The 22,944-nt window shown below is 66.4% G+C and carries 19 protein-coding genes and 1 pseudogene; 13 read left to right on the top strand and 7 right to left on the bottom strand.

Going from position 1 to position 22,944, the window contains the following annotated elements; all coding sequences use genetic code 11:
- The first annotated feature begins 57 nt into the window (after nt 1-57).
- The 13 genes and pseudogenes from MOJ79_RS15005 to MOJ79_RS14945 all read left to right on the top strand — a co-directional run bounded on the left by MOJ79_RS15005 (nt 58) and on the right by MOJ79_RS14945 (nt 14,557).
- Nucleotides 58-666 carry an acyltransferase family protein gene (locus MOJ79_RS15005; protein ID WP_241924879.1) on the top strand — a complete coding sequence of 203 codons (609 nt, stop codon included), beginning with the start codon at nt 58-60 and terminating at the stop codon, nt 664-666.
- Nucleotides 663-1,742 carry a glycosyltransferase WbsX family protein gene (locus MOJ79_RS15000; protein ID WP_241924878.1) on the top strand — a complete coding sequence of 360 codons (1,080 nt, stop codon included), beginning with the start codon at nt 663-665 and terminating at the stop codon, nt 1,740-1,742. The genes MOJ79_RS15005 and MOJ79_RS15000 overlap by 4 nt, the downstream gene beginning before the upstream one ends.
- On the top strand, nt 1,739-2,731 hold the full coding sequence (locus MOJ79_RS14995) for a glycosyltransferase family 2 protein (protein WP_241924877.1): 993 nt from the start codon (nt 1,739-1,741) through the stop codon (nt 2,729-2,731). The genes MOJ79_RS15000 and MOJ79_RS14995 overlap by 4 nt, the downstream gene beginning before the upstream one ends.
- Nucleotides 2,728-3,720: a beta-1,6-N-acetylglucosaminyltransferase gene (locus tag MOJ79_RS14990; RefSeq protein ID WP_241924876.1), complete on the top strand. Its 993-nt coding sequence runs from the start codon at nt 2,728-2,730 to the stop codon at nt 3,718-3,720. The genes MOJ79_RS14995 and MOJ79_RS14990 overlap by 4 nt, the downstream gene beginning before the upstream one ends.
- 7 nt (nt 3,721-3,727) lie before the next feature.
- Nucleotides 3,728-4,522: a polysaccharide deacetylase family protein gene (locus MOJ79_RS14985; protein WP_241924875.1), complete on the top strand. Its 795-nt coding sequence runs from the start codon at nt 3,728-3,730 to the stop codon at nt 4,520-4,522.
- A 2-nt stretch (nt 4,523-4,524) separates the two neighbouring features.
- A complete protein-coding gene (locus tag MOJ79_RS14980) occupies nt 4,525-5,448 on the top strand; it encodes a glycosyltransferase family 2 protein (RefSeq protein WP_241924874.1) in 924 nt (307 codons plus the stop codon).
- 1 nt (nt 5,449) lies between these two features.
- Nucleotides 5,450-6,421, top strand: coding sequence for a glycosyltransferase (locus MOJ79_RS14975; protein WP_241924873.1), 972 nt, complete (start codon nt 5,450-5,452; stop codon nt 6,419-6,421).
- A gap of 8 nt (nt 6,422-6,429) precedes the next feature.
- Entirely contained in the window at nt 6,430-7,374 is a 945-nt protein-coding gene (locus MOJ79_RS14970; protein WP_241924872.1) for a sulfotransferase family protein, read from the top strand.
- A 1-nt stretch (nt 7,375) separates the two neighbouring features.
- Nucleotides 7,376-8,269: a glycosyltransferase family 2 protein gene (locus MOJ79_RS14965; protein ID WP_241924871.1), complete on the top strand. Its 894-nt coding sequence runs from the start codon at nt 7,376-7,378 to the stop codon at nt 8,267-8,269.
- A gap of 45 nt (nt 8,270-8,314) precedes the next feature.
- The gene (locus MOJ79_RS14960; protein ID WP_241924870.1) at nt 8,315-8,713 is read left to right on the top strand and encodes a hypothetical protein; all 399 of its coding nucleotides are present in this window, start codon (nt 8,315-8,317) and stop codon (nt 8,711-8,713) included.
- Nucleotides 8,714-8,976: 263 nt separating this feature from the next.
- Nucleotides 8,977-10,469 (top strand): annotated as a pseudogene (locus MOJ79_RS14955) (IS5 family transposase).
- Nucleotides 10,470-10,503: 34 nt separating this feature from the next.
- Nucleotides 10,504-12,201: an asparagine synthetase B family protein gene (locus tag MOJ79_RS14950; RefSeq protein ID WP_241924869.1), complete on the top strand. Its 1,698-nt coding sequence runs from the start codon at nt 10,504-10,506 to the stop codon at nt 12,199-12,201.
- Nucleotides 12,194-14,557, top strand: a complete 2,364-nt coding sequence (locus tag MOJ79_RS14945; RefSeq protein ID WP_241924868.1) for a glycosyltransferase family 4 protein — start codon at nt 12,194-12,196, stop codon at nt 14,555-14,557. The genes MOJ79_RS14950 and MOJ79_RS14945 overlap by 8 nt, the downstream gene beginning before the upstream one ends.
- Here MOJ79_RS14945 and MOJ79_RS14940 read toward each other — a convergent pair.
- From MOJ79_RS14940 to MOJ79_RS14910, 7 genes are read right to left on the bottom strand one after another with little or no spacing between them, the layout of a single operon-like run.
- On the bottom strand, nt 14,552-15,757 hold the full coding sequence (locus tag MOJ79_RS14940) for a hypothetical protein (RefSeq protein ID WP_241924867.1): 1,206 nt from the start codon (nt 15,755-15,757) through the stop codon (nt 14,552-14,554). The genes MOJ79_RS14945 and MOJ79_RS14940 overlap by 6 nt on opposite strands.
- 46 nt (nt 15,758-15,803) lie before the next feature.
- Nucleotides 15,804-16,658: a formyl transferase gene (locus tag MOJ79_RS14935; protein ID WP_241924866.1), complete on the bottom strand. Its 855-nt coding sequence runs from the start codon at nt 16,656-16,658 to the stop codon at nt 15,804-15,806.
- Nucleotides 16,651-17,877 (bottom strand): prenyltransferase/squalene oxidase repeat-containing protein, encoded by a 1,227-nt coding sequence (locus MOJ79_RS14930; RefSeq protein WP_241924865.1) that lies wholly within the window; start codon nt 17,875-17,877, stop codon nt 16,651-16,653. Before MOJ79_RS14930 ends, MOJ79_RS14935 begins: the two co-directional genes overlap by 8 nt.
- Nucleotides 17,878-17,897: 20 nt before the next feature.
- Nucleotides 17,898-19,295, bottom strand: coding sequence for a phenylacetate--CoA ligase family protein (locus MOJ79_RS14925; protein WP_241924864.1), 1,398 nt, complete (start codon nt 19,293-19,295; stop codon nt 17,898-17,900).
- A 15-nt stretch (nt 19,296-19,310) separates the two neighbouring features.
- On the bottom strand, nt 19,311-20,624 hold the full coding sequence (locus MOJ79_RS14920; RefSeq protein WP_241924863.1) for a putative O-glycosylation ligase, exosortase A system-associated: 1,314 nt from the start codon (nt 20,622-20,624) through the stop codon (nt 19,311-19,313).
- A gap of 18 nt (nt 20,625-20,642) precedes the next feature.
- The gene (locus tag MOJ79_RS14915; protein WP_241924862.1) at nt 20,643-21,731 is read right to left on the bottom strand and encodes a glycosyltransferase family 4 protein; all 1,089 of its coding nucleotides are present in this window, start codon (nt 21,729-21,731) and stop codon (nt 20,643-20,645) included.
- Nucleotides 21,728-22,942 carry a TIGR04063 family PEP-CTERM/XrtA system glycosyltransferase gene (locus tag MOJ79_RS14910; protein WP_241924881.1) on the bottom strand — a complete coding sequence of 405 codons (1,215 nt, stop codon included), beginning with the start codon at nt 22,940-22,942 and terminating at the stop codon, nt 21,728-21,730. Before MOJ79_RS14910 ends, MOJ79_RS14915 begins: the two co-directional genes overlap by 4 nt.
- Nucleotides 22,943-22,944 lie beyond the last annotated feature (2 nt).

The raw sequence follows: 22,944 nt of genomic DNA, 5'->3' as shown, positions 1-22,944 counted from the left end.
CCGACAAGCGGCCTGCACACATGCCCACCGGGCTCAACAACCAGGGGAGCATTGTGAGTGTTGTGTTCCACACGAAATGACGAAGGACCCCAGAAGGTCATTGCAATCACAGCGCTCTCTTTCGCGGCGGCTGCCATCTACGCCCACACATTTGTCAACTATCGTGACATTGGCGAGCAACAGCCCCTGCTTCGGTGCCTTGCTGGTTTTGTAGCCGGCATCCTCCTGCATCAGCTTTGGCAGCGGTACCGTGACCGACTTTCGATGGTCATTTCAACGATGCAGATAGCAGCTGCAGTGCTCGCAGCAGTCGCCCTCCATTTGAATTGGAGCCAGTCAATCATCATCGCGGCGCTGGCTTGCTTGATTTTGGCAACGGCTGAAGGCACTGGACCATTATCTCGGCTTCTTTCAAAGTCGCCTCTAATGCTTCTGGGAACTTTGTCATACTCGCTATACATGACCCACTGGATTTTCTATCGTCTCTACTGGATGTACGGAGACCACCTGTTCAGCGGGCTGGCCAGCCTTTACAGCCCGGTAAACGTCTACGCCCTGAAGGTCATGGTCCTGACATCGCTTTCGCTGGGTTTGGCGTTCCTGACCTATCACTGGATTGAATTGCCGGCGCGCTCCGCGTTGAAATACCGGTTTGCAAAGAAATGACCCCTCTGACCCGGCGAGCGCGGTTGATCGCGTTTCACCTGCCTCAATTTCATCCGACCCCGGAGAACGACGCGTGGTGGGGCAAGGGCTTCACCGAGTGGACCAACGTCGCAAAGGCGCAGCCGCTCTTTCCGGGGCACTACCAACCGCATGTCCCGGCCGACCTGGGCTTCTACGACCTGCGGCTGCCCGAGGCACGGCAGGCGCAGGCCGATCTGGCGCGGGAGTACGGCGTCGAGGGCTTTTGCTACTACCACTACTGGTTCGGCGGCCGTCGCATGCTTGAGCGCCCCGTCGACGAGATCCTGCGGCTGCGGGAACCCGATTTCCCGTTCTGCCTGTGTTGGGCCAACCACAGTTGGAACACTGCGTGGCAGGGCACCACCGACACGCTGATCGAGCAGGTCTACCCGGGCTTCGACGACCACGCCGCCCATTTCGACTGGCTGCTGCAGGCCTTCACCGACCCGAGATACCTGACCGTCGAGGGCAAGCCGATCTTCGTCATCTACAAGCCCGACGACATACCCGAAGTGCTTAAGGTGACAGACTTCTGGCGCGAGCGTGCGGCCCGGGCCGGGCTGCCGGGTCTGCACCTCATTGGCGTCTCGCATCGCGACGAGAAGTGGGACCCCCGCTCGCGCGGCCTCGACGCCTCCACGATGCAGGCGCTGCCCAAGCGGGACGGGCGCATCCCACGCCGCTATCTTTTAACCAAGCTCAAGCTGGCGCTGGAGGGCAACAAGCATGAGCTGACGATCTGGGACTACGAAGAGATTCTGCCCAGCCTGCTGCGTTCAAACAGGCCGGAATGGCGCGACTACCCCCTAGTGCTGCCCAACTGGGACAACACGCCGCGCAGTGGGATGCGCGGGCTTGTGTTTCACGACGCCACGCCCGAGAAGTTCCGCGGCCTGCTGCGGGAGGCGATCGTGCGCGTGGCAGAGCATCCGCCGCAGGAGCGCATCGTTTTCCTCAAGGCCTGGAACGAGTGGGCCGAGGGCAACTACGTCGAACCCGACCAGAAATGGGGGCGCGCGTGGCTGGAAGTAATCCGTGACGAGTTGAGCCCATGAACCCGTTGTCGAGCGAAGCGCACACCGCACGGCCACTCATCTCCGTGGTCATGCCGTGCTTCAACGCCGCCCGCTATCTGGAGCAAGCGCTCGAGTCCGCCTTGGGGCAGACCTACGGTGAGGTCGAGGTCGTCCTCGTTGACGACGGCTCCACCGATGGCTCGGCGGACGTGGCGGCTCGGCTGGCGACCAAGCATCCCGGCCGGATCACAAGGCTGCGTGCCGAGCGTGTCGGGCCCTACCCTGCACGCAATCTCGCGTTGAGGCACGTGCGGGGGGAAATGGTCGCCTTCCTCGACGCAGATGACTGGTGGGATCCTAGCGCGCTGCAGCAGCTGTACGACGCGATGACCGTCGCCAAGGCAGACATTGCGTACTGCGGCTGGCAGAACGTCGGTGAAGGGATCCACTCGGCACCCTATGTGCCTCCGGCCTACGAGGCCGATGACCCGGTAGCGCACTTCATCCGCACCTGCCCTTGGCCGATCCACGCGGCGTTGGTGCAGCGCTCGGTCGTCGAGCGCCTCGGCGGCTTCTCCGAGCGGCGCTTCGCGTCGATGGACTACGACTTCTGGCTGCGGGCCTTGGCGCTGACGCGCCGCATGGTCAGGGTGCCGGCGGTGCTAGCCTTCTATCGCTGGCATGGCGCAGGTCAGGTCTCAGCGGTGAAGTGGCGACAAGTGCTCGATGCGCTGGAAGCGCAGCGCTCCTTCATCAGCAGCAACCCGGAACTCGTGGCGCACATGTCCAAGGAGCGGCTCCTAGACCTGACGGAGGGACAGGTGTTGCGTCAGGCGTACCGCGCCGTATGGAAGCGCGACCTAGCGTCCGCGCAGCATCTGTTCCGGCACGTTGCGCGAGCCCGCAGCTTTTCTTGGCGAGACATCCCGCATGTGGCCAGCGCCTGCCTGCCCGCCCCCTTGTACGCTCGGCTGATCGCCGTGCGCGACCGCGGCGATGACAGCGCAAACCGAAACTCATCGGCATGAAGGTCCTCTATCTCGTCTTCTCGCACGATCACCAGCCACAGTTGGCGCGCTTGGCGCTGGCAATCCGCCGACTCAGCCCGGATGCCGAGATTGCCGTTCACCACGACCCCCAAGTCGCGCCGCTGGACCCAGGTCTGTTTTCGCCAGCGTGGCGCGTGCACGTGGTGCCTGAGCCGGTCCGCGGCGAGTGGGGCGACTTCTCCCTGGTCGAACAGTACCTTCACGCGTTTCGCTGGAGCACCCAGCATCTTCAGTTCGATTGGGTGGTCACGCTCACGGGCCTGAGCTATCCCATCCGCCCGCTGCGAGACTTCGAGGCCATGCTAGCGGCAAGTGGCGTGGACGGATTTGTGTATCACTTCGACGCCGACGATCTTGGTCACTGGCCGCCCGGCACTGCGACGACCCGATTCCAGTTTCGCTACGTCAAGCTGCCCAAGTTCAGATACTGGCATCGCGTGCCAGCACCACTGCGAACCGTCCTTCAACGCAGCCGTGTATGGCTGAATGCGCATCAGCCATTTGTACGCATTGCACCTCGGCCACGGGGGCTGAAGACCCTCTTCGGCATCCGTAGGTTTCCCGTGCCAGGCGCCGCAGGGTTGAAGTTGCAGGGGGGGCGGCAGATGCTGAACATCACTCGCGATGCCCTGCTGCATCTGATCCGCTTCGTCGACGACAACCCGCGCTACCAGTCCTGGATGCGCTCCAGTCTGATACCTGACGAAAGCTTCTTCACGACCATCTTGGCGAATGCACCGGAACTGAAGATCGCCAATGACGTGCAGCGATTCATCAAATGGCCCCGGGAGGCGCATGCCTCCAGCGTTGCCGTGATCACGGCCGACGAGATCCCGCAGGTGCTGCAAAGCGACGCGCCCTTCGCACTGAAGCTCGACACCCGCGTCGATGCCCGAGCGCTGGAGCTGCTCGACGCGCATCTCCGGCCGCACATGGTCCCGATCCCCGGCGCCGAGGCCCAGACCTGACGCAGCGATGGCCGACACTTCGGATCGCGTGCCGGTGCTGATGTACCACCGCGTTGGTACCGCCCGCAACGCTTGGGAGGCACGCTACGCCATTGCCGCCGATACCTTCGCAGCCCACATGCAAGCGCTTGCCGGCGCGGGCTTTAAGGCGGTCGGTGCCGATGCCTTGGTCAGCTGGCTCGAGGGCGGGCCAGCACTGCCCGCCAACGCCATCGTCGTGACTTTCGACGATGGCTTTCGCGGCGTGCGCGAGCATGCGCTGCCGGTGATGGAACGGCTCGCATGGCCGTTCACGGTGTTCCTGGTCAGCGACCTGATCGGACAGCAGGACGTCTGGACGCGATCAGCCAACCCTGCCGGCGTTACCTACCCCCTGCTCGACGCTGAAGAGATCCGCGACATGCAGCAGCGCGGCGTCAGCTTCCATTCGCACACGCGCAGCCACGCCAGCTTGCCGACTCTGGAAGCGGACGAGCTTGCCGACCAGTTACGGGGCTCCCGTGCCCACCTGTCGGAGCTGCTGGGCCATGACGTGGCCTACTTGGCCTACCCGTTCGGTCACGTCGACGATCGAGTCGAGGCCGCAACACGGGCCGCTGGGTACCGGGCGGCGTTCTCCACCCAATCGGGCTTCAATCGGCGCGACGTGAACCGCATGCGCATTCGGCGCATCGACGTCTACGGCACCGACACGCCCCCGATGCTGCTACGCAAGATCCGCTTCGGCACCAACGACGGCGGCCTCGCCCAAGTCGCGGCCTATTACCTGGGGCGCGTGAGAAGCCGCCTCACGGGGCGATAGCCATGAGCGTACGCTACACCCTGGCAATGTGCACGCACAACCACGCAGACCGGTTGGCACGCACGCTGGTGGACCTGTCCGTGCTGAGACCCCCGCAGCAGCCCTGGGAGGTGTTGATCGTCGACAACGGGAGCCGGGACGCCACGCCGGAGCTGCTGGCTCGGCATGCCTGGCCCGCGGCCTGGCAGGTGCGCGTCGTCCGAGAAGAGAAGCTCGGCTTGTCTCATGCACGGAATCGGGCCGTTGCCGACGCGCGCGGCGAGTACATCCTCTTTATGGACGACGACGAGACGCTCGATAGCGACTGGCTCTGCGCCTACGAGCGACTGATCGACGCCCACGAACCCGATGCGTTCGGTGGCCGCCAGATCGTGATGTTCGAGGACGATAGGCCCGCTTGGCTGCGCGATGAGTTGCTTGGCTTTCTGGGAGAGTTGAACCGCTTCGAGCGCGTTGGGCCGCTGACCGACCCCGACACGCCGTTCTACGGCGGCAATTTCGGGTTCCGTCGCAGCGTGTGCGAGCAGGTGGGTGGTTTCGACTCGATGCTTGGCCGCAAGGGGCGCGACAACACGGGCGGCGAGGAAGTCGACTTCTATCGGCGACTGCTCAATGCTGGATTGAAGGTCTGGTGGACGCCGGAGGCGATGATCTACCACCGAATCCAAGCCGTGAAATTGACCAAGCGCTACTTCTACGACCTGCACTACCGAATGGGCCGGATGGAGGCAATACGCAAGCGTGGCGATGCATCTCGCATTCCGCCGCGCTACATCTTTGGGCAACTGCTACGTGCCATCGCAGCGGTCGTAGCTCAGCGATGGGAACAGGGCCCTGACGCGACGGTGAGAAAGGAGATGAATGTGGCGTACTTCTACGGCCAGATACATGGCTGGGCTTTCGGCGCGCGGCGTGGCTCAGAGTGAAATGGCCCGACTGACCGTACTGATTTGCACACACAATCGTGAGCAACTGCTCGCGAAGGTGCTTGCTTCGTTGAACGCGGCGGAGCGGCCTATGCGATGGGCGGTTGACCTCCTGGTGGTGGCTAACGCGTGCCGTGATGGCACGCATAGGATGCTGGACGACTATTGTCGGCATGCGCACGAGCGAGGGCAATTGCCACTGGCATGGTTGATGGAGCCAGCGCCAGGCAAGTCGAACGCTCTCAATACCGCCATGCCGCTCATCAACGGCGACATCGTGGCGTTCGTCGATGACGATCACCGCGTGGATTCCGGCTATCTAGCCGCTGTCTGCCATGCAGCTGATTCGTACCCGGAGGCCGACCTGCTCTGCGGCCGCATCTTTCCGGACTGGGACGGCAGCGAGCCCGGCTGGGTGCATGACGATGGGCCATACCGCATTTACCCACTACCCGTACCGCGCTTCGATCAGGGCGACGCGAGCCGTGAGCTGACGCCCACCATTGCAATACCGGGTGGCGGTAATCTTGCGGCGCGCGCGCCTTGGCTTGCGAAGGTGGGGCCGTTCGCCACCGACATGGGTCCTATGGGTCACGATCTGGGCGGCGCGGAAGACCTAGACTGGGTGCTGCGCGCGTTGCGCTCGGGGGCGCGGCTGCGTTATGTGCCGGACATGGTGCAGTACCACTACGTCGATCCTAGCCGCCTGACGCTGCCCTACTTGATGAAGAAGGCCTACAAGCGCACGGAGTCGACCGTCGGGCTTGATTCGGAGAACGCAAGAGGCCCTGTACCAAGGTACATTTTTCGCAAACTCGCGGAATACGGCATTAAGGCCGGCATATCTCTGAGCTCGGCACGGCGCCGCTTCTATTTGGTGCGTTCGGCCGCTGCGCTGGGGGAATTGGTGGGCCACTGGCGGCTGCGCCGCCACGCCGCCGCTAGGTTAGCAGCCTACAGGCAGCCCGAGTAGGCGGAATCGTGGCTCGCTTACGAAACCTACACAAGCTTCTGGATCCGGAGATCCGCGCAAAAAATCTCCGCGAACTCCGCTGGGAGCTCCGTGGCTGGCTGTGGGATATCAGCCAGCCAGCCGTGCCCGACCCAGTTTTTGTCGTCGGCTGCTCGCGCTCCGGCACCACGGTGACATACGAGACGCTCGCCGCCTCCGGCTTTTTCTTATATTTTGGCTGGGAGATACCGCAGTTCTGGAACAGCTTGTATGGGCCGTTGACCAACGGCTGGGTTTCTGAAGCCGCTGGCGCCGAAGATGCACGGCCAGAACATCGGCGCGCCGCACTGCGGTACTTCTACACGCGCCTCGGTAGCGGTTGGGTGCTCGACAAGACTTGCATCAACGTGATGCGGATACCCTACCTTCACAAGCTGTTCCCGAATGCCAAGTTCGTCTTCATCCAGCGCGACGGGCGCGACAACATCAGCTCGATGATGGACGGCTGGCGCGTTGGGCGCAGCGACGGGCGCTTCGAGCTATCGCAGTTCTTCGGCCCGTTTCCCGAGCCGGTAGCGATCAATGGTGGGGAGTTCAAGGAATGGTCGTTCTTTCTCGCTCCGGGTTGGCGAGAGTACAACCACGCCAGCCTAGAGGAGGCGTGTGCTTTCCAGTGGCTGTCGGCGAACCGCATGGCGTTGGACGCAAAGAAGAGCATTCCCCCCGAGCAGTGGGTCCATTTGCGATACGAGGACATCTTCAAGCGCCCGGTTGAAATGTTCCGCGAGACCTTCGAGCAGCTCGGCCTTCCTTTCACGGCCGACATGCGAGCACGGTGCGCCAACCTTCAGCCGACAAGCGTGGTCAGCGGCAAACCGAAGCAGCAAAAGTGGAAAGAACACAACCCCGCGGCCATCGAGCGCATCCTGCCCATGATTGCGCCGCTGATGCGCGAGCTAGGCTATGACGCTTGAGATGCAATCGCCCGCCGTCAGCGTCGTCGTTCCCGCCTACAACGCGGCGTGGTGTGTCCGCAAGGCTATCGACAGCGTCCTGGCTCAGTCGTTCAGGGACTTCGAGCTGCTGGCGGTGGATGATGGGAGCACGGACGACACGTTTGCCGTGTTGTCCTCGTACGGCAGGAGTGTCCGCGTCATCCGCCAGTCCAACCGTGGGCTTTCGAGTGCACGCAATGCGGGCATCCGCGAGTCGCGCGGGCGGTTCGTCGCTTTTCTGGATGCCGACGATTGGTGGATGCCCACAAAGCTCCAGCGCCAGGTTGACCTGCTGCAGTCACGACCTGAGATCGGCTTTGTTTCGACGACTGCACGGGTCGAGGGCAGCGATGGGCGGCTGTTGAACATGTGGTCGTGCACGCCCTGCAGCGGCCCCTTCTTGCCGCGCCTCTTCGGTGCCAACGGCGATGTGGCCGGAAGTGGATCGGCCGTCATGGCACGCCGCGAACTCCTTGATCGGGTCGGGGGCTTCGACGAATCGCTTCGAAGCCTGGAGGACGTGGACATGTGGATGCGCCTCGCTGCGGTCACGGGCTATGCCTGCATTGATGAGCCGCTGGTCGTCATTTTGAAGCGTCCAGATAGCATGAGCCGCAATCTGGAAGTCATGAAGAAGGCCAGTGTGCAGGTAATGAAGAAGAACCGGCATCTGCTGCCCGCGGGAATGCAAGGTGCTTACTGGCGCAAGTGCATGGCGGGTGTACACGCCGACTTTGCCAAGTGGCGCTACCGTGAAGGACAACGTCTTGCAGCCCTGAGGGAGGTTGTGACGCTATTGGCGTTGTCGCCCATTGGCCAAGGCAGGCTGGGGGCCGGTCTCCTGCGAGACATCGCTCTTTCTCGAAGGATTTAGCAATTCGCAAACGACACTTGTAGCCAGTCGAATGGGCGCTCTGTCATGATTCGATACGTAATCAGTGCAGTATTTCTTGGCCTTTTTTTTCTGGCATTCGCACCAGCATGGTCGCAACCGAGACTCCCCTTCTCGCCATCAGATCAGGAGATGCTACTACTGCCAGAGGAATGCAAAGTTCACCTCCGCGGCACGCCGGAGCAGAAAAATACGTTAAACAAAAGATATCCCGGCCTAGTCGGATTAAACCACTATTGCTGGGGACTCAATTTCATGAACAGGGCCAAACTTTTCTCCTCAGACAAGAGCGAAAAGCGGTTCAATCTTCAGAGCGCAATCGGTGAATTTGACTATGTCCTGAAGCACTCCGCAGCGAACGCGAACGGATTGCAGCAGATAAGGATGCAGAAAGAACAGGCCGAGATCATGCTCAAGATGCTGTGAGACGCTTAAAGACAACCCCCCCGCGTCAGAATTTTTGTCGGCCCGATAGAACCTGGTCTTCGTTGAGTTCCAGGTTCATGTAGATGGTGGTGGGAGGCTGTGGAGCTTGTGGGCGAAGGCCTGCGCGGTGGGCAACGCGACAGCGTCGGCCCTGCAAAACCCCCGCACCCCGCATGAACACTGGCTTTGCGGGGTGAAGGCCGATGGCGCGAACTCCCGGCAACGAATCCAATAGGTCGCAGTTTCTGGGAGTTCTGGGACTGCTGCCGATGGCCACCGACGGCTTCTTGCGCGCGCGCCTGGATACGATGATCGACCTGCGCCACCCGTTGGCGGTGCTGGCCACGCGCATGCCGTGGGCGCAGATCGAAGCGGCGCTGGCGCCAGCATTCGCGCACCGTGATCGCGCCGGGCGGCTCGTCGAGGGCGCGGACCTGTTCGGCGCGACGGTGCAACTGGCCGGCGCGGGCGTGAGCCATGCGGGGCGCCCGCGACTGCCGCTGCGCCTGATGGTGTCGCTGCTGTACCTCAAGCACGCCTTCAACCTCAGCGACGAGGAGCTCGTCGCGCGCTGGAGCGAGAACGTCGTGTGGCAGTTCTTCAGCGGCATGACCTACTACGAGCCGCGGCTGCCGTGCGACGCCACGCAGCTCGGGCGTTTCCGGCGCGTGCTCGGCGGAGCCGGCGTGGAGCAGCTGCTGAAGTCCACGATCGAGGCGGCCGTCGAGATGGGCGCGGTCAGGAAGGCCGAGCTCGAGCGCGTCATCGTCGAGGCGACCGTGCAGGAGAAGGCCGCCGCTCACCCCACCGACAGCCGGCTGCTGGAAGTCGCGCGCGACAAGATCGCCCGGCTGGCCAAGCGCGCGGGCATCAAGTTGAAGCTCACGCACGAGCGCGAAGGCAAGACGCTGCGGCGGCGCGCTGCCGGCTACGCGCACGCGCGGCAGTTCCGGCGCCTGAAGAAGGTGCTGCGGCGCCAGCGCACGATCCTGGGCGGCTTGCTGCGCGAGGTGCAGCGCAAGCTCGGCCAACTCGACCCCGCCGCGCGCGATCGCCTGCTGCCGTGGCTCGAGCGCGCCGAGCGCATCCGCAGCCAGCGCCCGCACGACAAGGGCAAGCTGTATGCCCTGCACGCTCCCGAGGTGGAGTGCAGCGGCTTGAGGCTTGTGCGCGCAAGCCGTTCGAATTCGGCGTCAAGGTCAGCCTGGCGGTCACGCACCGGCACGGCTTGGTGGTCGGTGCCAGGACCTTCCCCGGCAACCCGTACGACGGCCACACGCTGGCCGAGCAGCTCGAGCAGACGCGCAACCTGCTGCAAGACCTCGGCGTCGAGCCCAAGGCGGCGATCGTCGACCTGGGCTACCGCGGTGTCGACGACGCGGTGTCAGTCGACGTCATCCACCGCGGCAAGAGCAAGACCCTCACGGCGCAGCAGCGCAGCTGGCTCAGGCGCCGTCAGGCCATCGAGCCAGCGATCGGCCACACCAAGAGCGACCACGGCATGAGCCGCTGCTGGCTGAAGGGCAGCGACGGCGACGCACTGCACGCCGTGCTGTGCGCAGCCGGCTTCAACATCCGCTGGCTGCTGCGCGCGATCGCGCGTCTGGGGCTGCGAGGCCTTCTGTCGGTCCTGAACGTGCTGACGCTGTACGCAGGGCTTGCCGTGCAAGCGGCCGCCGGGGCATCTGGGGACTTCAGCAAGCTCTGGCCGCCCTCGCGCGATGTGCCGGCGTCGGTCGTCGTCGCCTACCGTTGACGTGAACTTCGCAGGTCCGACGACGTGTCTCTCCATGCAGGTAGCGCCTCAATGTTTCGCCGCCGCCATCTCGGTCGGCAGATCGCAAGCCTCCCCCGACAACGCCAAAGCGCCGGAAACGTGGTTCGCCGGCCACCTGCTGAACGCTGATGCGCTGCGGCGCAGCCTCGCGCTCGATCGCGACGCCCCGCTGGAGTCGCTGGTTCGAAGTGCTTGGCAGCGCTGGTCTCTGGCGCTGGCGACGCGGCTGGAGGGGGTGTTCACGCTGGCGATCCTCGATCGCGGCGAGCTGTACCTGTATCGCGATCCATCGGGGTTCCGGGACCTGTACTTGCGCCAGATCGGCTCGGATCGCTTCGCCTTCGCCACCGACCTCGACGGGCTACGACGTGTGTCGCCGCGCCCGCTGGAGCCGTCGCGCCACGCGCTGCACGAGTACCTGCGGTTCCTCGACATCGCCGCGCCGAATGCATGGTATGCCGGGGTGCAGGCGGTGGAGCCGGGGCAATGGGTGCGGTGTTCGGCGCGCGGCGTCGAATCGGGGTTGCGTGAAGAGACGGCAGCGCTGGCCACACCAGTCGTCGACTTCGACGATGCGGTCGACGCGCTCGAGCAGCACCTGCAGCGCAGCGTGGGCCAGTGCCTGGAAGCATCGCAGTCGCCGGCCGCATTCCTCAGCGGCGGTGTCGATTCGGCGCTGCTGTGCGCCGTCGCGGGCCGCCAGCGCGCCGACTTGACCGCGGTGACGGTGGGCTTCGAAGGCGCCGCCTTCGACGAAGCGCCGGTGGCGCAGAAGATCGCCTCGCACCTGGGGCTCACGCACCAGGTGCTGCGCTTCTCGCATGCGGACGACGTTGCCGCCTTCGAGCGGCTGGTTCGGCAGATGGACCAGCCGATGGCCGACCCGGCCACGCCCGCCACGCTGCTGTCGTTCGAGCATTGCCGCACGCGCTTCGACACCGTGCTCGACGGCTCGGGCGTCGAGGACGCGATCGGGTTCTACCCCCCGCGCCACATGCGCATCGCCGTGGCGTACGCGGCGCTGCTGCCGGCCGCCGTGCGCCGGGCACTGACCCGTTGGCTGCAGCGCGTGCCGCCGCTGGCGGGCTACACGCCGCTCGTGGACTTCGAGCATCCCGCGGAGACGATGATCCGCTGGAAGGGCTTCACCGCCCGCGAGATCGAGGCGCTTTGCGGCGAGCCCGCCTCGCTCGAGCACACGCAGTTCTATCGCACGTTCGAACGCTTCCCGCGTCACGCGCACGTCGAGCGCTACAGTGCGGTGATGGCCTGCCTGCCGAGCGAGCGGCTGACCCAGTGCGAGCGCATCACGGGCCTGCCGATCCGCTACCCGTTCTGCGACCGCGCTGTCTTTGACTTCCTGCGAGCACTTCCCGTGCAGTACCGTCACACGCCCACCGAATCGAAGCGGGTGTTGCGTGCGTTGCTCGCACGGCACGTGCCGCGCCCGCTGTGGGACCTGCCCAAGCACGGTTTCAATTTCCCACTGCAGCGCTTCCTGGCCGCAGACGACCACGCGCTGGTGCGCCGATACGTCATGCGCGGAAGGTGGCTGGAGCGCGGCCTGATGCGCGCCGACGAAGTGCGGCGCTACGCGCAGCAGTACGTGGCGGGCGACGAACGGCTGATGTTCCGCGTCTGGGCGCTGGTGGTGCTGGGCGCCTGGCTCGATGCGCACGAAGACCTCATCATTCCCGCCTCCGGTGCCTGACCCGACCCACGCCCCTGCCGCCGACCTGAACGCCGCGCGACCCGTGCGGGTGCTGATGTACACGGCCTACCTCGAGCCGGAGTACAGCGGCGCCGCGCTGCAGGCGTTGACGCTCGCGCGCGAACTGCGCCAGCGCGGCCACCACGTCGAGTTCGTGACCAACCGCTGGCCCGGCCTGAGCGAGACGGCCGTCGTCGACGGCTTTGCGGTGCAGCGGCTGGAGCCCGGGCGACTGCGCAAGCACCGCGAGTTCCGGCTGTGGATCAACCTGGCGCGCTACGTGTGGCGGCGGCGCAGGGATTTCGACGTGCTGCACAGCCACGGCGCCTACTACACGCACGCGTTCGTCGGGCCGCTGGCACGGCTGCTCGGGCTGAAGTCCATCGTCAAGGCGAGCCTCGCCAGGGACGATTTGCTCGGCCTGCGCGGCTCGCTGGTTGGCGCCATCCACCGCTTCATGCTGCGCCGCGTGAGCGCGTGCGTGGCCATCAGCCGCGACTTGATGCAGGAGTTTCGCAACGGCGGCATCGCGCTGCAGCGCATCCACCACGTGCCCAACGGTGTCGACGAGGAGCGCTTCCGCGCCGTGCCCGAGAACGAGCGGCCCGTGCTGCGCGCACGGCTGGGTCTGCCCGCCGGTCAGCCCATCGTGCTGTTCGTCGGCGTGCTCGACCCGCGCAAGAACATCCGCTGGCTGGCCGAGCAGTGGGTCGCGCACGACGCGTTCGGCACCGGTGCGCTCTTGCTGGCCGTGGGCCCGCAGGGACGCGACGACCCCGACGGACGTCTGCGCGCCCATCTGGCAGCGCTGGCGCAAGCGCACCCGCGACGCTTTGCGTTGCACGACTACCACGCCGATCTGGCGCCCTACTATCAGTGCGCCGATGCACTGGTGCTGCCCTCGTACAAGGAGGGACTGCCCAATGTGGTGCTGGAGGCGATGGCGGCGGGCCTGCCCTGCGTGGCCGCCAGCGCCAGCGGCAGCCGCGAGCTGATCGACGACGGCGTGACCGGTCACCTGTATCCGCCGGACGACGTCGCTGGCCTGGCGCAGGCCATCCGCCGCGTACTGGGGCCCACCGGGCCGCAGATGGGCGCGAAGGGCCGCGAGGTCGCCACGGCGCGCTACGCGATCGGAGCGGTGGCCGACCGCTACGAGGCGCTGTATGCACAGCTGCTGGGCCGGCCAGTGCGTGAGCAGATGCCCCCCCCGCTGCCGCTGCTGATGATCACCGAGCTGTACCTGCCGACCAAGGGCGGCACTGCGGTGATGTTCGAGGACGACTGCCGACGCCTCGGCGGGCGGGAGGTGCACGTCGTGACGGCTGCCGTCCCCGGTGACGCCGACTTCGACCTCGGCCACCCGAACACCATCCACCGGCTCAACCTGCAGCGCTACGAGTGGATGCGGCCGGAGTCGCTGGCGATGTACACGCGCATGTTCGTCACCTCGATGCGGCTGGCGCTCACCCACCGCTTCGCGGCAGTCCTGGCGGGTCGTGCTCTGCCCGAGGGCATGGTCGCGTGGGCGGTCGGGCGGCTGACGCGCAGCCGTGTCATCACCTTCGCACACGGGGAAGAGCTGACCGGCTGGGGACGCGGACGCAAGTTTCAGGCGATGTGTTTTGCCCTGCGCCACGCCGACGCGGTGCTGGCCAACAGCGATTTCACACGCGACACGCTGATCTCCCTGATCCGCGTTCCGTCCGAGAAGATCGTCATGGCCTACCCGGTGGTCGACGCCGAACGTTTCCGCCCCGGCCTGCCTTGCGACGACCTGCGCGCGGGCATCGGCCTCGGGCCCGCGCAGAAGCTGATCCTGTCGGTCGGCCGGCTGCAGCGTCGCAAGAGCTTCGACCAGGTCGTGCGTGCGCTGCCGGGGCTGCTGGCGCGCGGCGTCGACGTGCACCACGCCATCGTCGGCATCGGCGAGGACTGGGACTACCTCGAGCGCACCGCCACCGAACTCGGCGTGCGGGAGCGGTTGCACCTGCTGGGCCACGTCCCGCCCGACGACCTGCCGCGCTGGTACAACGCCTGCGACGTGTTCGCCATGCCCAACCGCGACATCGAGGGCGACACCGAGGGCTTCGGCATCGTCTACCTCGAAGCCAACGCCTGTGCCAAGCCGGCGGTGGCCGGTATCGCGGGCGGCACCGGCTCGGCGGTGGTGGACGGGCTGAACGGGCTGCGCGTGGACGGCGCGAGCGTGGCAGCCGTGGAAGCGGGCCTCGCGCAGCTGCTGCTGGATCCGGCGCTGGCTCAGCGGCTCGGCGAGGCGGGGCGCCAGCGCATTCTGGCCGGTTTCACGCCGCAGCGGCGGGTGGAGTTGATCCGGCGGCTGGTGACGTCATGAGGCCGTGCCAGCCGCGGAGGGAGCGGTCTGACGGCCGAGTGTCGCGACCAGCACGGTGCCGAGCGCCGCCAGCCCGGTGAGCCGCATCAGCTTCCAAAGCCGCCCGCTGTGGCGCAGACGCTGCCAGAAGAAGGGCAGTCGCTCGCGCCAAGACTGCACGATCCACTGCGGGTCGCCACTGCGCAGGATGCGTCCCAGTTCGACAGTCGACAGGAACCGCAGGTCGGGATGCTGGCGCAGGGCACCCGTGCACAGCGCATCGAGTTCTTCCAGACTGCGGCGGCATTGCTCGGCGTCAACGATGAAGTTGTCGCGGTGGTTCTCGAGAATGCACGGCTGACCCTCGGCCACGGCCTTGGCCAGGGCGCGCAACGCATACGCAGCGTCGCGCCCACGGGCAGGCTCGAAGTAGTCGGTGCGCACGAGGTAGGTCAGCCCGTCGGCACGGTCGCCGTTGACGATTGGGCCCTCGTCACCATCGGGCAGGCCCTTGGCGTTGCGCTGCGTCGAGCGCCAGCCCGGCGTGACGACGAACTCGACGCCGGCCGCGGCCCAGGCGCGTTCGACGTCACGCGTCCAGACGAAGGTGGGCGGCACGACGACGGCCGGTGCCTCGCCGACGATGCGGCGGTACGCCGCCACCTCGGCATCGACGGCGGAACGCACGTCGGCGGCCGGCAGCGGCGCCGATGGCAGTCGCGACGCATCGACCCAGCGGCTCTGCAGGTGCGAGGGCAACTGCTCGGTGACCGCGGGCGGTGCCTGCCGCAGCCAGCCCACCACTGCCGGGTCGGTGCTGGCGGTGAGCGCGGGCGGCCAAAAGTGCTCGTGGCCGTGCAACTGCAAGCTGAACACGTGGCGGGCCACCCCGCCCTTCAGGGCTGCCAGGACGGACGCGAGCATCGATGCGTCGAGCTCGACGCGACGGTAGGCCCCGCTGGCCGCGATGGCTGGGCCGCCCGGCACCGCCAGCACCAGCGCCAGGCTCATCACCGGATGCCTTCCTGCACCGTCTCGATGCCGGGCCAAGGTGGCCGCGATGTCCTGCAGCGCCTGCGCCTGCTGCAGCGGGCCCGCGCCCCAGTCGTCGCTTTCGAGCACGAGGATCGGTCGTCGGAACACCGGCGCACGGCAGGCGCGGCCGATCGCGCCACGACACGCCAACAGAACCGCGGCCACTGCTGCGCCCAAGACCAGCATGACGCCTGCAGCTAGCAGGTTCCACGACCACGACACGGATCGTGCCTCAGGATCGGCTGCCGGCAGCCGGGTACCAGCGTACGCGCACGCCGAGGTCGAGCCCCCGCAGCAGCCCCTGCGCCAACCGGCGGTCGACGACTCGCTCATGCCTCAGTCCACGCTGCTTCACCTGGTACAGATGCCCCTTGTGTGGCTGTACCTGCCCGAAGCGTTCGCCAGCGGCCAGACGGCGCAGCAACTCGGCATACACCTGCGCGCTCGTCTGAACCGCCCGCCAGAACAGCCGCAGTTCATCGTCATCGGGCCGCACCTCGGGGCTCACGTGGGCAATGAGGCCGCCGGTGTCGATGCCGGCGTCGATCCAGTGCAGTGTGCAGCCCACCTTCTCGGGCTCGCCGTTGTACAAAGCCCAGAACGTGCAGTCGGCACCCCGGTACTCGGGCGACAGACCGCCGTGCAGGTTCGCGATGCCCAGCCGTCCCATGGTCAGCAGCTCGCCACGGATCAGCGAGGTGCCGAAAACGGCGATCAAGTCGGGCTGCAGCTCGCGCGCCAAGGCGACCACGTCGGGGTGGTTGATGTGCGGCACCTCGCGCACCAGCTCCGGCCGATCCAGCCGCGGTGGCTGGTCGCCGAAGAAAAACTTCGCCTCGCCGCCGCCGGTATAGCGCCGCCGGTCGCGCAGCCAGCGCCAGCCCTTGCGCAAGAAGTTGTCGGGCCGCAGCTGCCTGAGCAGCTTCTTCCACGAGAACTCCGAACCCGTCTCCTGCACGATGGCCTGCACGTCGCCCGCGCGGCACAGCGCGTTGGCCACGTACAGGTGCCGCGGGCTGCGGCCACACAGCACGAGCACCTTCAGACGCGCAGCCTCGCCCGGCATCGCAGAGGCCGCGTCAGCCATGGGGCGCAGGCCGCGTCGGCACTGCGGCCAACGCGGGCACCGGTGGCACCGACACGTCGAGCATGTCCATCATCAGCGCGTCGGCGAAAAACTTCGCCGCCCAGTTGGGGTACTCGAAACGCGAGTAATCGCCCCAGATCGGCGCCGAACCGGCAATGCCGCCGCGTACCGCCGGATCGGGGTGATCGAGCCGGTGCGTCGTCTTGAGGTACGCCAGCGCCGATCGGGCGTTGGTGCGCAGTTCATCGGCGCCGGTGGCCTGTGCGAGACGCGTCCAATTGAGGCTCATCTGTGCCACGCCGGTGAGGCAGGCGTACGACGCATCGGCCACCCAGCCGTCGCGGTAGGTGCCGGCGAGCCAGCCGTCGGCGCGCTGCACGGCGGCGATGCCGCGCCCGGCCTTCAGCGCCGCGTTCAGGTAGCGCTCGTCGCCGAGCAGCACGCCCGACTCGAGGAAGCCGCGGATGGCGTACGCGATGGTGTGCGTGAACGGCGACTTCCATGGCACGAAGGCGTTGGTGGCGAACCAGCCGCTGGCGGTCTGTTGGGTTAGCGCCCAGTCGAGGTTCCTGCGCGCCGCCTGCACCAGACGGGGCTCGTTCGCGATCAGACCGGTGGCCAGCAGCGGCCAGGTCGCGCGGGTGTTGTACACGTGCGGGGTGTCGTGGTGCTCGAACCTGCGCCAGCATCCGTCGTCGTCCTGCTGGTCGGCCAGCCAGTGGCCCGCGCGCACGGCGGCCGCCAGGCACTCGTCGCGCCGCAGCTGCGTGTAGCCGGCGATCATCCCGTGCATGATCTGCCCGGTGTTGAAGATCACCGGCCGGCTGCCCGGCTCGCCGAAGTGGCCCGGAAAGGCGCCATCGGGCAGCTGGATCGAGAGCTCCCAGTCGATCATGCGCTGCGCGCGCGCGACGAGCTCGGGGCGGTCGAGCGCGTTGGCTGCGGCGAGCATCGTCTCGATGATGTAGCCGGTGGTCTCGGGATAGCTGGGCAGCCAGCCGTCTTCGAAGCTCCAGCCGGCGGAGACGCCGCCGGCGTCGGCGTGGCCATCGCGCACGTCCTGCGCGCGGCACAGCCAGTCGATGGCGGCGGCCAGGTGCACGGCGTGCGGCTGCTGGGGCGCCGTGGTGCCGCGCACGCTGTCCCACACCAGACTCAGGTGGCGCGCTCGCCAGGGCTTGTAGCGCGCGGGCAGGCGCACGAGGTCGATCACGTTCATGGTCGTGTTCTGGTCGTGACTCAGTGTATGGCGGCGGCCTGCGCCAGCTCGCCCTGCAGCGGCACGTGACTGACCACGTAGCGGTGCTTGCCAGAGGCCTCGGGCGCGATGGCGTCGACGACACGCACGTTGACGCGCACGTCGTCGCCCAGACGCTGGCGCAGCCCGGCCTCGATCGCCGGCACACGCTCAGCCACCCAGCCGGGGCCGGGAACGACGAGCACCTCGAGGTCGCGCACGGCGTGCTGGACGAGCTTGAACTCGCCCACGCCTTCGGTCGCGCGCAGCACGTAGATGCCCGCGAGGGCGTGCATGATGGTGCCGTCGGGGCGCACCAGGAAATCGGTGCGTCGGCCGACGACCTCGGCGATCACGTGCAGGCCGCGGCCGCCGCCGTCAGGATCAGCGCTAAGGCGCACCATGTCGCCGGTGCGGTAGCGGATGAAGGGTTGGGCATCGGAGCACAGACCGGTCATCACCGCCTCGCCCAGCTCGCCGGGCGCCACGGGTTGGCCCTGCGCATCGAGCACCTCGAGGATGATGCTCTCGCTCATCAGCAACATCGCACCGGCTGGATTGTCGGGACTCTCGTGCGCGGTGAAGCCGATGTCGCGGCTGCCGAACTCGTTGGCGACCGGTGCACCGAAGACCTCGCCGATCAGCGTGCGCTGATGCGGGTACAGCGGCTCGCCGGTGGTGCAGACGACCTTCAGCCGCGGCAGGCGCGGCCGCCGTCCGCGCTCCTTCGCGTGCGCGGCCAGCAGCGCGACCGAGCTGGCGTAGCCGTAGAGGCAGCACGGTGAGAAGCGTTCGAGCGCGTCGAGGTAGCCGTCCATGCGCGCGGGCGACATCGCGAACGCGTTGAGGACGAGCTGATTGATCAGCCGGTCGCGCACCGTCTTGACCCAGTCGGTCTTGCTGAGTTCGACGGGCGCACCCCACAGGTAAGCCTCCGGATCTCCCGGCTCGACGCCCCACCAGCGCCGCGCACGCATGCGGCCCGCAGCATCCGACGCCTGACGCCAGCGGCCAAAGTGGAAGATGAGCGGCGTGCCGCTGGAGCCGCCAGTGTTGTACTTGAAGGCGCCACCGGGAACGCCGTGCCAAACCATTTCCTCGTGGTGCGCGGCGGCGTCCTGCTTCGTCATGCAGGGCAGCCGTCGCAGGTCGTGCAGGTGGGTCAGAGCGCCGGGTGACAAGCCCGCCGCCTCAAGGCGGCGGCGGTGCCAGGGTGAATGCAACCAGGCCACGCCAAGCAGTTCGCGCAGTTTGGCCAGTTGCAGCGCCTCGATGTCCACCCGATCGAGCCACTGGCTGCGCTCCAGATCGGCCAGATAGTCGAACGTGGGCCGACGCACCGCGCGCTCCTGCGTGCGGTAGACGGTGCGAGCCAAAGCCTTTGCGAACACGCCGACCATCCTCCGCAGATCCCGCTAGATGCGGGCGGGCGGCGATGCCTGCAGGCCCTCATCGCGCCGGGCTGGCAGACCGGCACCGACCGCGCTGGGCGCCGACTTGGTCGCCTGACCCACCAGATGGTTCGTCACGACGACCACTGCCACCAGGTGGTAGATGTAGTCGAAGTAGGCCAGCCCGAGGAAGGCCCCCGCGCTGAGGTAAGCCACCATGCTGACCTGGACCATCGCGGCGAGGTCGCGCGCCCACAGCAGCGCAGGATCCTTCTTCGTGCGGCGGATGATCGAGCTGCACTTCAGCCATGTCATGCCCAGCAGGGTCAGGAAGATGGCCAACCCGATCCAGCCGTGCTCGCCGAGCACCTCGAAGTAGATGCTGTGCACGTCCCGGCAGTCGTTGGGGTTGGGCGCGTAGCGCTCGCACACGGGCCGCTGCCAGGTTTCGAAGCCACCGCCGGTGATGCGGTCGTTGGCAATGTTGATCGCATTGCCCCACTGGTTGATCCGTCCCTGTGCCGAGCCGTCTTCCTGGTAGGTCTTGATGGTGCTCATCCGCTCGTACCACTCGGCCGGCATCACGGATAGCGCAACACCAGCCGCCGTGGCGATGAGAATGGCCGTGACGAACTTGTGCCGGCTCTTCAGCCAGAAGATGCCACCGGTGAGGACGAGCGCCACCAGCGCCCCCCGCGACTGCGTGCCGAACGCGGCGATGGCGGTCAGGACCATTGCCGCCGCGAGGCCGAGCTTGATCAACTTTTGTTTCTCATGAAGGTACAAGTAACGCATCAGCGGGATCGTCATCACCAGCGCCAGTGCCAGTTCGTTGTTTCCACCAATGAACGTCCCTTCAGGCCCCTGGACCCGGTAGACACCGCCGTTGACGATCGTGAACAGCCCGCCCTTGACCCCGTAGAAACCGAGCGACAGCGCGATCGTCCAGATGAACAGGTGGACCTTGCGCTCGGAGGTCAGCATCAACAGCGTCATGAAGGTCAGGATCTGGATCTTGATCACCTTCTCGTACTGCTGGATCGCGAGGTTCTGGTAGAAGGCCGTCGTCGTCGTGATGCCCATCCACACGATGAAGAGCACGAGCACGGCGATTTCGCGACTCCACACCATGCGCTTGGTCTCTTTCGAGACCAGCATGCCGATCAGCGTGACGATCGCGACGATCTGCACAACCGGCATCGAGAACATGAAACCCCAAGTCAGTCGGTGGGGGTTCATGTAGCCGAGCCACGCCAGCATCAGGATGCCCCAGAAGGGGCGCTTGAGGATGAACGGCAGCGCACCGAAGACGACGCAGGCCAGGAAAAGGTCACGCATGGCCGAGCCCTCCAGCCCTCAAACTGCGGAGGCACATTGGTAGGCGTCCCGATAGATGTGACCCCACCGAGGACCGACAGAATCCCACGTGTAGGCTGCGACGCTCGCCAGCCCGGCCGAACGCAGCTGCTGCGCAAGCGACGCGTCCTCCAGCAGGGACAGGATGGCTTCAGCCATGCGCGTCGGATTCCCCGGTGGGACGAGCAGCGCTGTTTCACCGTGCTTGACGATGTAGGGAACGCCACCGACGTCCGTGCTGACGACGGGGACCCCGCTAGCAAGGGCTTCCAGCACGGAGTTGGGCATGTTGTCCACGCGACTGGGATTTAATGACACCACGCTCGCCCGCAACCGCTGTGCCATGACCTCCCGCTCCAAGCGGCCGGCAAACTCCACCGCGGCCTGAATCCCAAGTTCACTGGCGAGCCGATGCAGCGAGCCTGCTTCGGGTCCAGTACCGGCAATTAGTAAACGAACATCGGGTCTGCGAGTTCGAACAATGGCGAATGCCCTCAATGCTGTGGCGTTGTCGTATATCGGCTCTAGATTTCGGGCGACGATAATTTGGGGAGGCACAGTGGGTTCGCCGGGAAAGAAGAGGCTGCGGTCGACGATGTTCGGCACTACCTCCGCTCCCATGCCGTGCAAGGCAAACACTTCCTGCAGGAATCCCGACGGCACGACCAAGCGTGACGCGCGGCGCATGGTGGTCGCCACAGCCCTCCCGGCACGATCCAAGAACGCTGCTGCCTCGCCGCCACGGTAGTTCACGACGACCGGCACGCGCCGCACGCGCCCCACCCAAACCGCTGGCGCCGCGAACAAGTGCCACGACCAGCCTGAATTGGCCATCACGTGCATGAGATCGTTCCGCCCGGCCGCACGCCACAGTCGCGTCACGTAGGGAACGAGCCGAAAAAGGGCGCGTACCCCTTTCATTCCGCCGACCCACGCCGGACGATAAGGCAGATTCGTCGGCACCAACTCCACGACGACCTGCTCGGACCGTAGTAGTTCGGCGAGCTGGCGCGTCTGCATTGCCATACCGCCGTTGGGTGGCGGCATTGGACCAACAAGGCAAATGCGCATGCCAGCCAGCGCATTCATGCGGCGATCGGGTGGCGCATCAGCGACTGGTACGGAGCGTCATAGCGCGCCACGCTCCGCGCCCAGTTGCGCTCGGCCTCGACGAAGCGGCGCCCCTCGGCACGCAGCCGAGGCCAGCGCTCGCGCTGCGCGAGCAGTTCGAGCAGGGCCTGCGCGAGCGCCTCGGCACTGCCGGCGCGGAACAGCACGCCCGTCTCGCCGTGGCGGATCAGTTCCCGGTGACCGCCGACATCGCTGGCCACCAGCAGGCGGCCCTGGGCCATCGCCTCCAGCGGCTTGAGCGGCGTGACGAGCTCGGTCAGGCGCATGCTGTGCCGCGGGTAGCAAAGGACGTCGACGAGGTCGTAATAGCGCCCCACCTCCTCGTGCGGCACGCGACCGGTGAAGACGACCCGATCGGCCAGCCCCAGTTGCTTCGCCTGTGCCTTCAGCGCCGCCTCCTGCGGGCCGCCGCCCACGAGCAGCACGCGTACGTCGGGGCGCTGGGCCAGCATCTGCGGCAGTGCGGCCAGCAGCAGGTCGAGACCCTCGTAAGCGTAGAAACTGCCGATGAAGCCCAGCACGGTGGCTCCGCGCAGACCGAGCTGCGCCTTCAGCGCCTCGTCGGGCGTGCCGCTGGGCTCGAACTTCTCGATGTCGACCGCGTTGGGGATGACGGTGACCTTGTCGGGTGCGATGCCGCGGCCCACGATGTCGCCGCGCAGCCCTTCGCAGATCGTGAAGACGTGCGCCGCGCGGCGCAGCGCGTAGGTTTCCATGCCTTGCGACAAGCGGTAACGCAGGCTGCCCTCGGTGGTCGTGCCGTGGTCGACGGCTGCGTCTTCCCAGAACGCACGCACCTCGTAGACGACTGGAATGCCAAGCTCCTTGCCCACCCGAAGCGCCGGAATGGCGTTGAGCACCGGCGAGTGGGCGTGGATGATCTCGGGCTCCACCATTTGCGCCACGGCGCGCAGGCGGCGCTCGAACTGCCGCATCAGCTCCACCTCGCCCAGGCCCGGCAGCTTCTTGCCGCTGGCGGGCACCAGCGTGCGGTAGAAGTGCCAGCCGTCGACCGTCTCCTCGCTGTCGCGCGTGGCGGTGTGCTTGGGGCTCGTGACGTGGAAGGTCTGCCAGCCGAGCTTGCGCTGCTCGCGCAGGATCGCGAGCGTGCGGAACGTGTAGCCGCTGTGCAGCGGGATCGAGTGGTCGAGGACGTGCAGGATGCGCAAGC

It is taken from the genome of Calidifontimicrobium sp. SYSU G02091 (assembly GCF_022631395.1).
In the GTDB taxonomy this organism is placed as follows: domain Bacteria; phylum Pseudomonadota; class Gammaproteobacteria; order Burkholderiales; family Burkholderiaceae_C; genus Calidifontimicrobium; species Calidifontimicrobium sediminis.
Note: the sequence above shows the minus strand (reverse complement) of the source record. Positions and strands in the feature narration are given on the sequence as shown.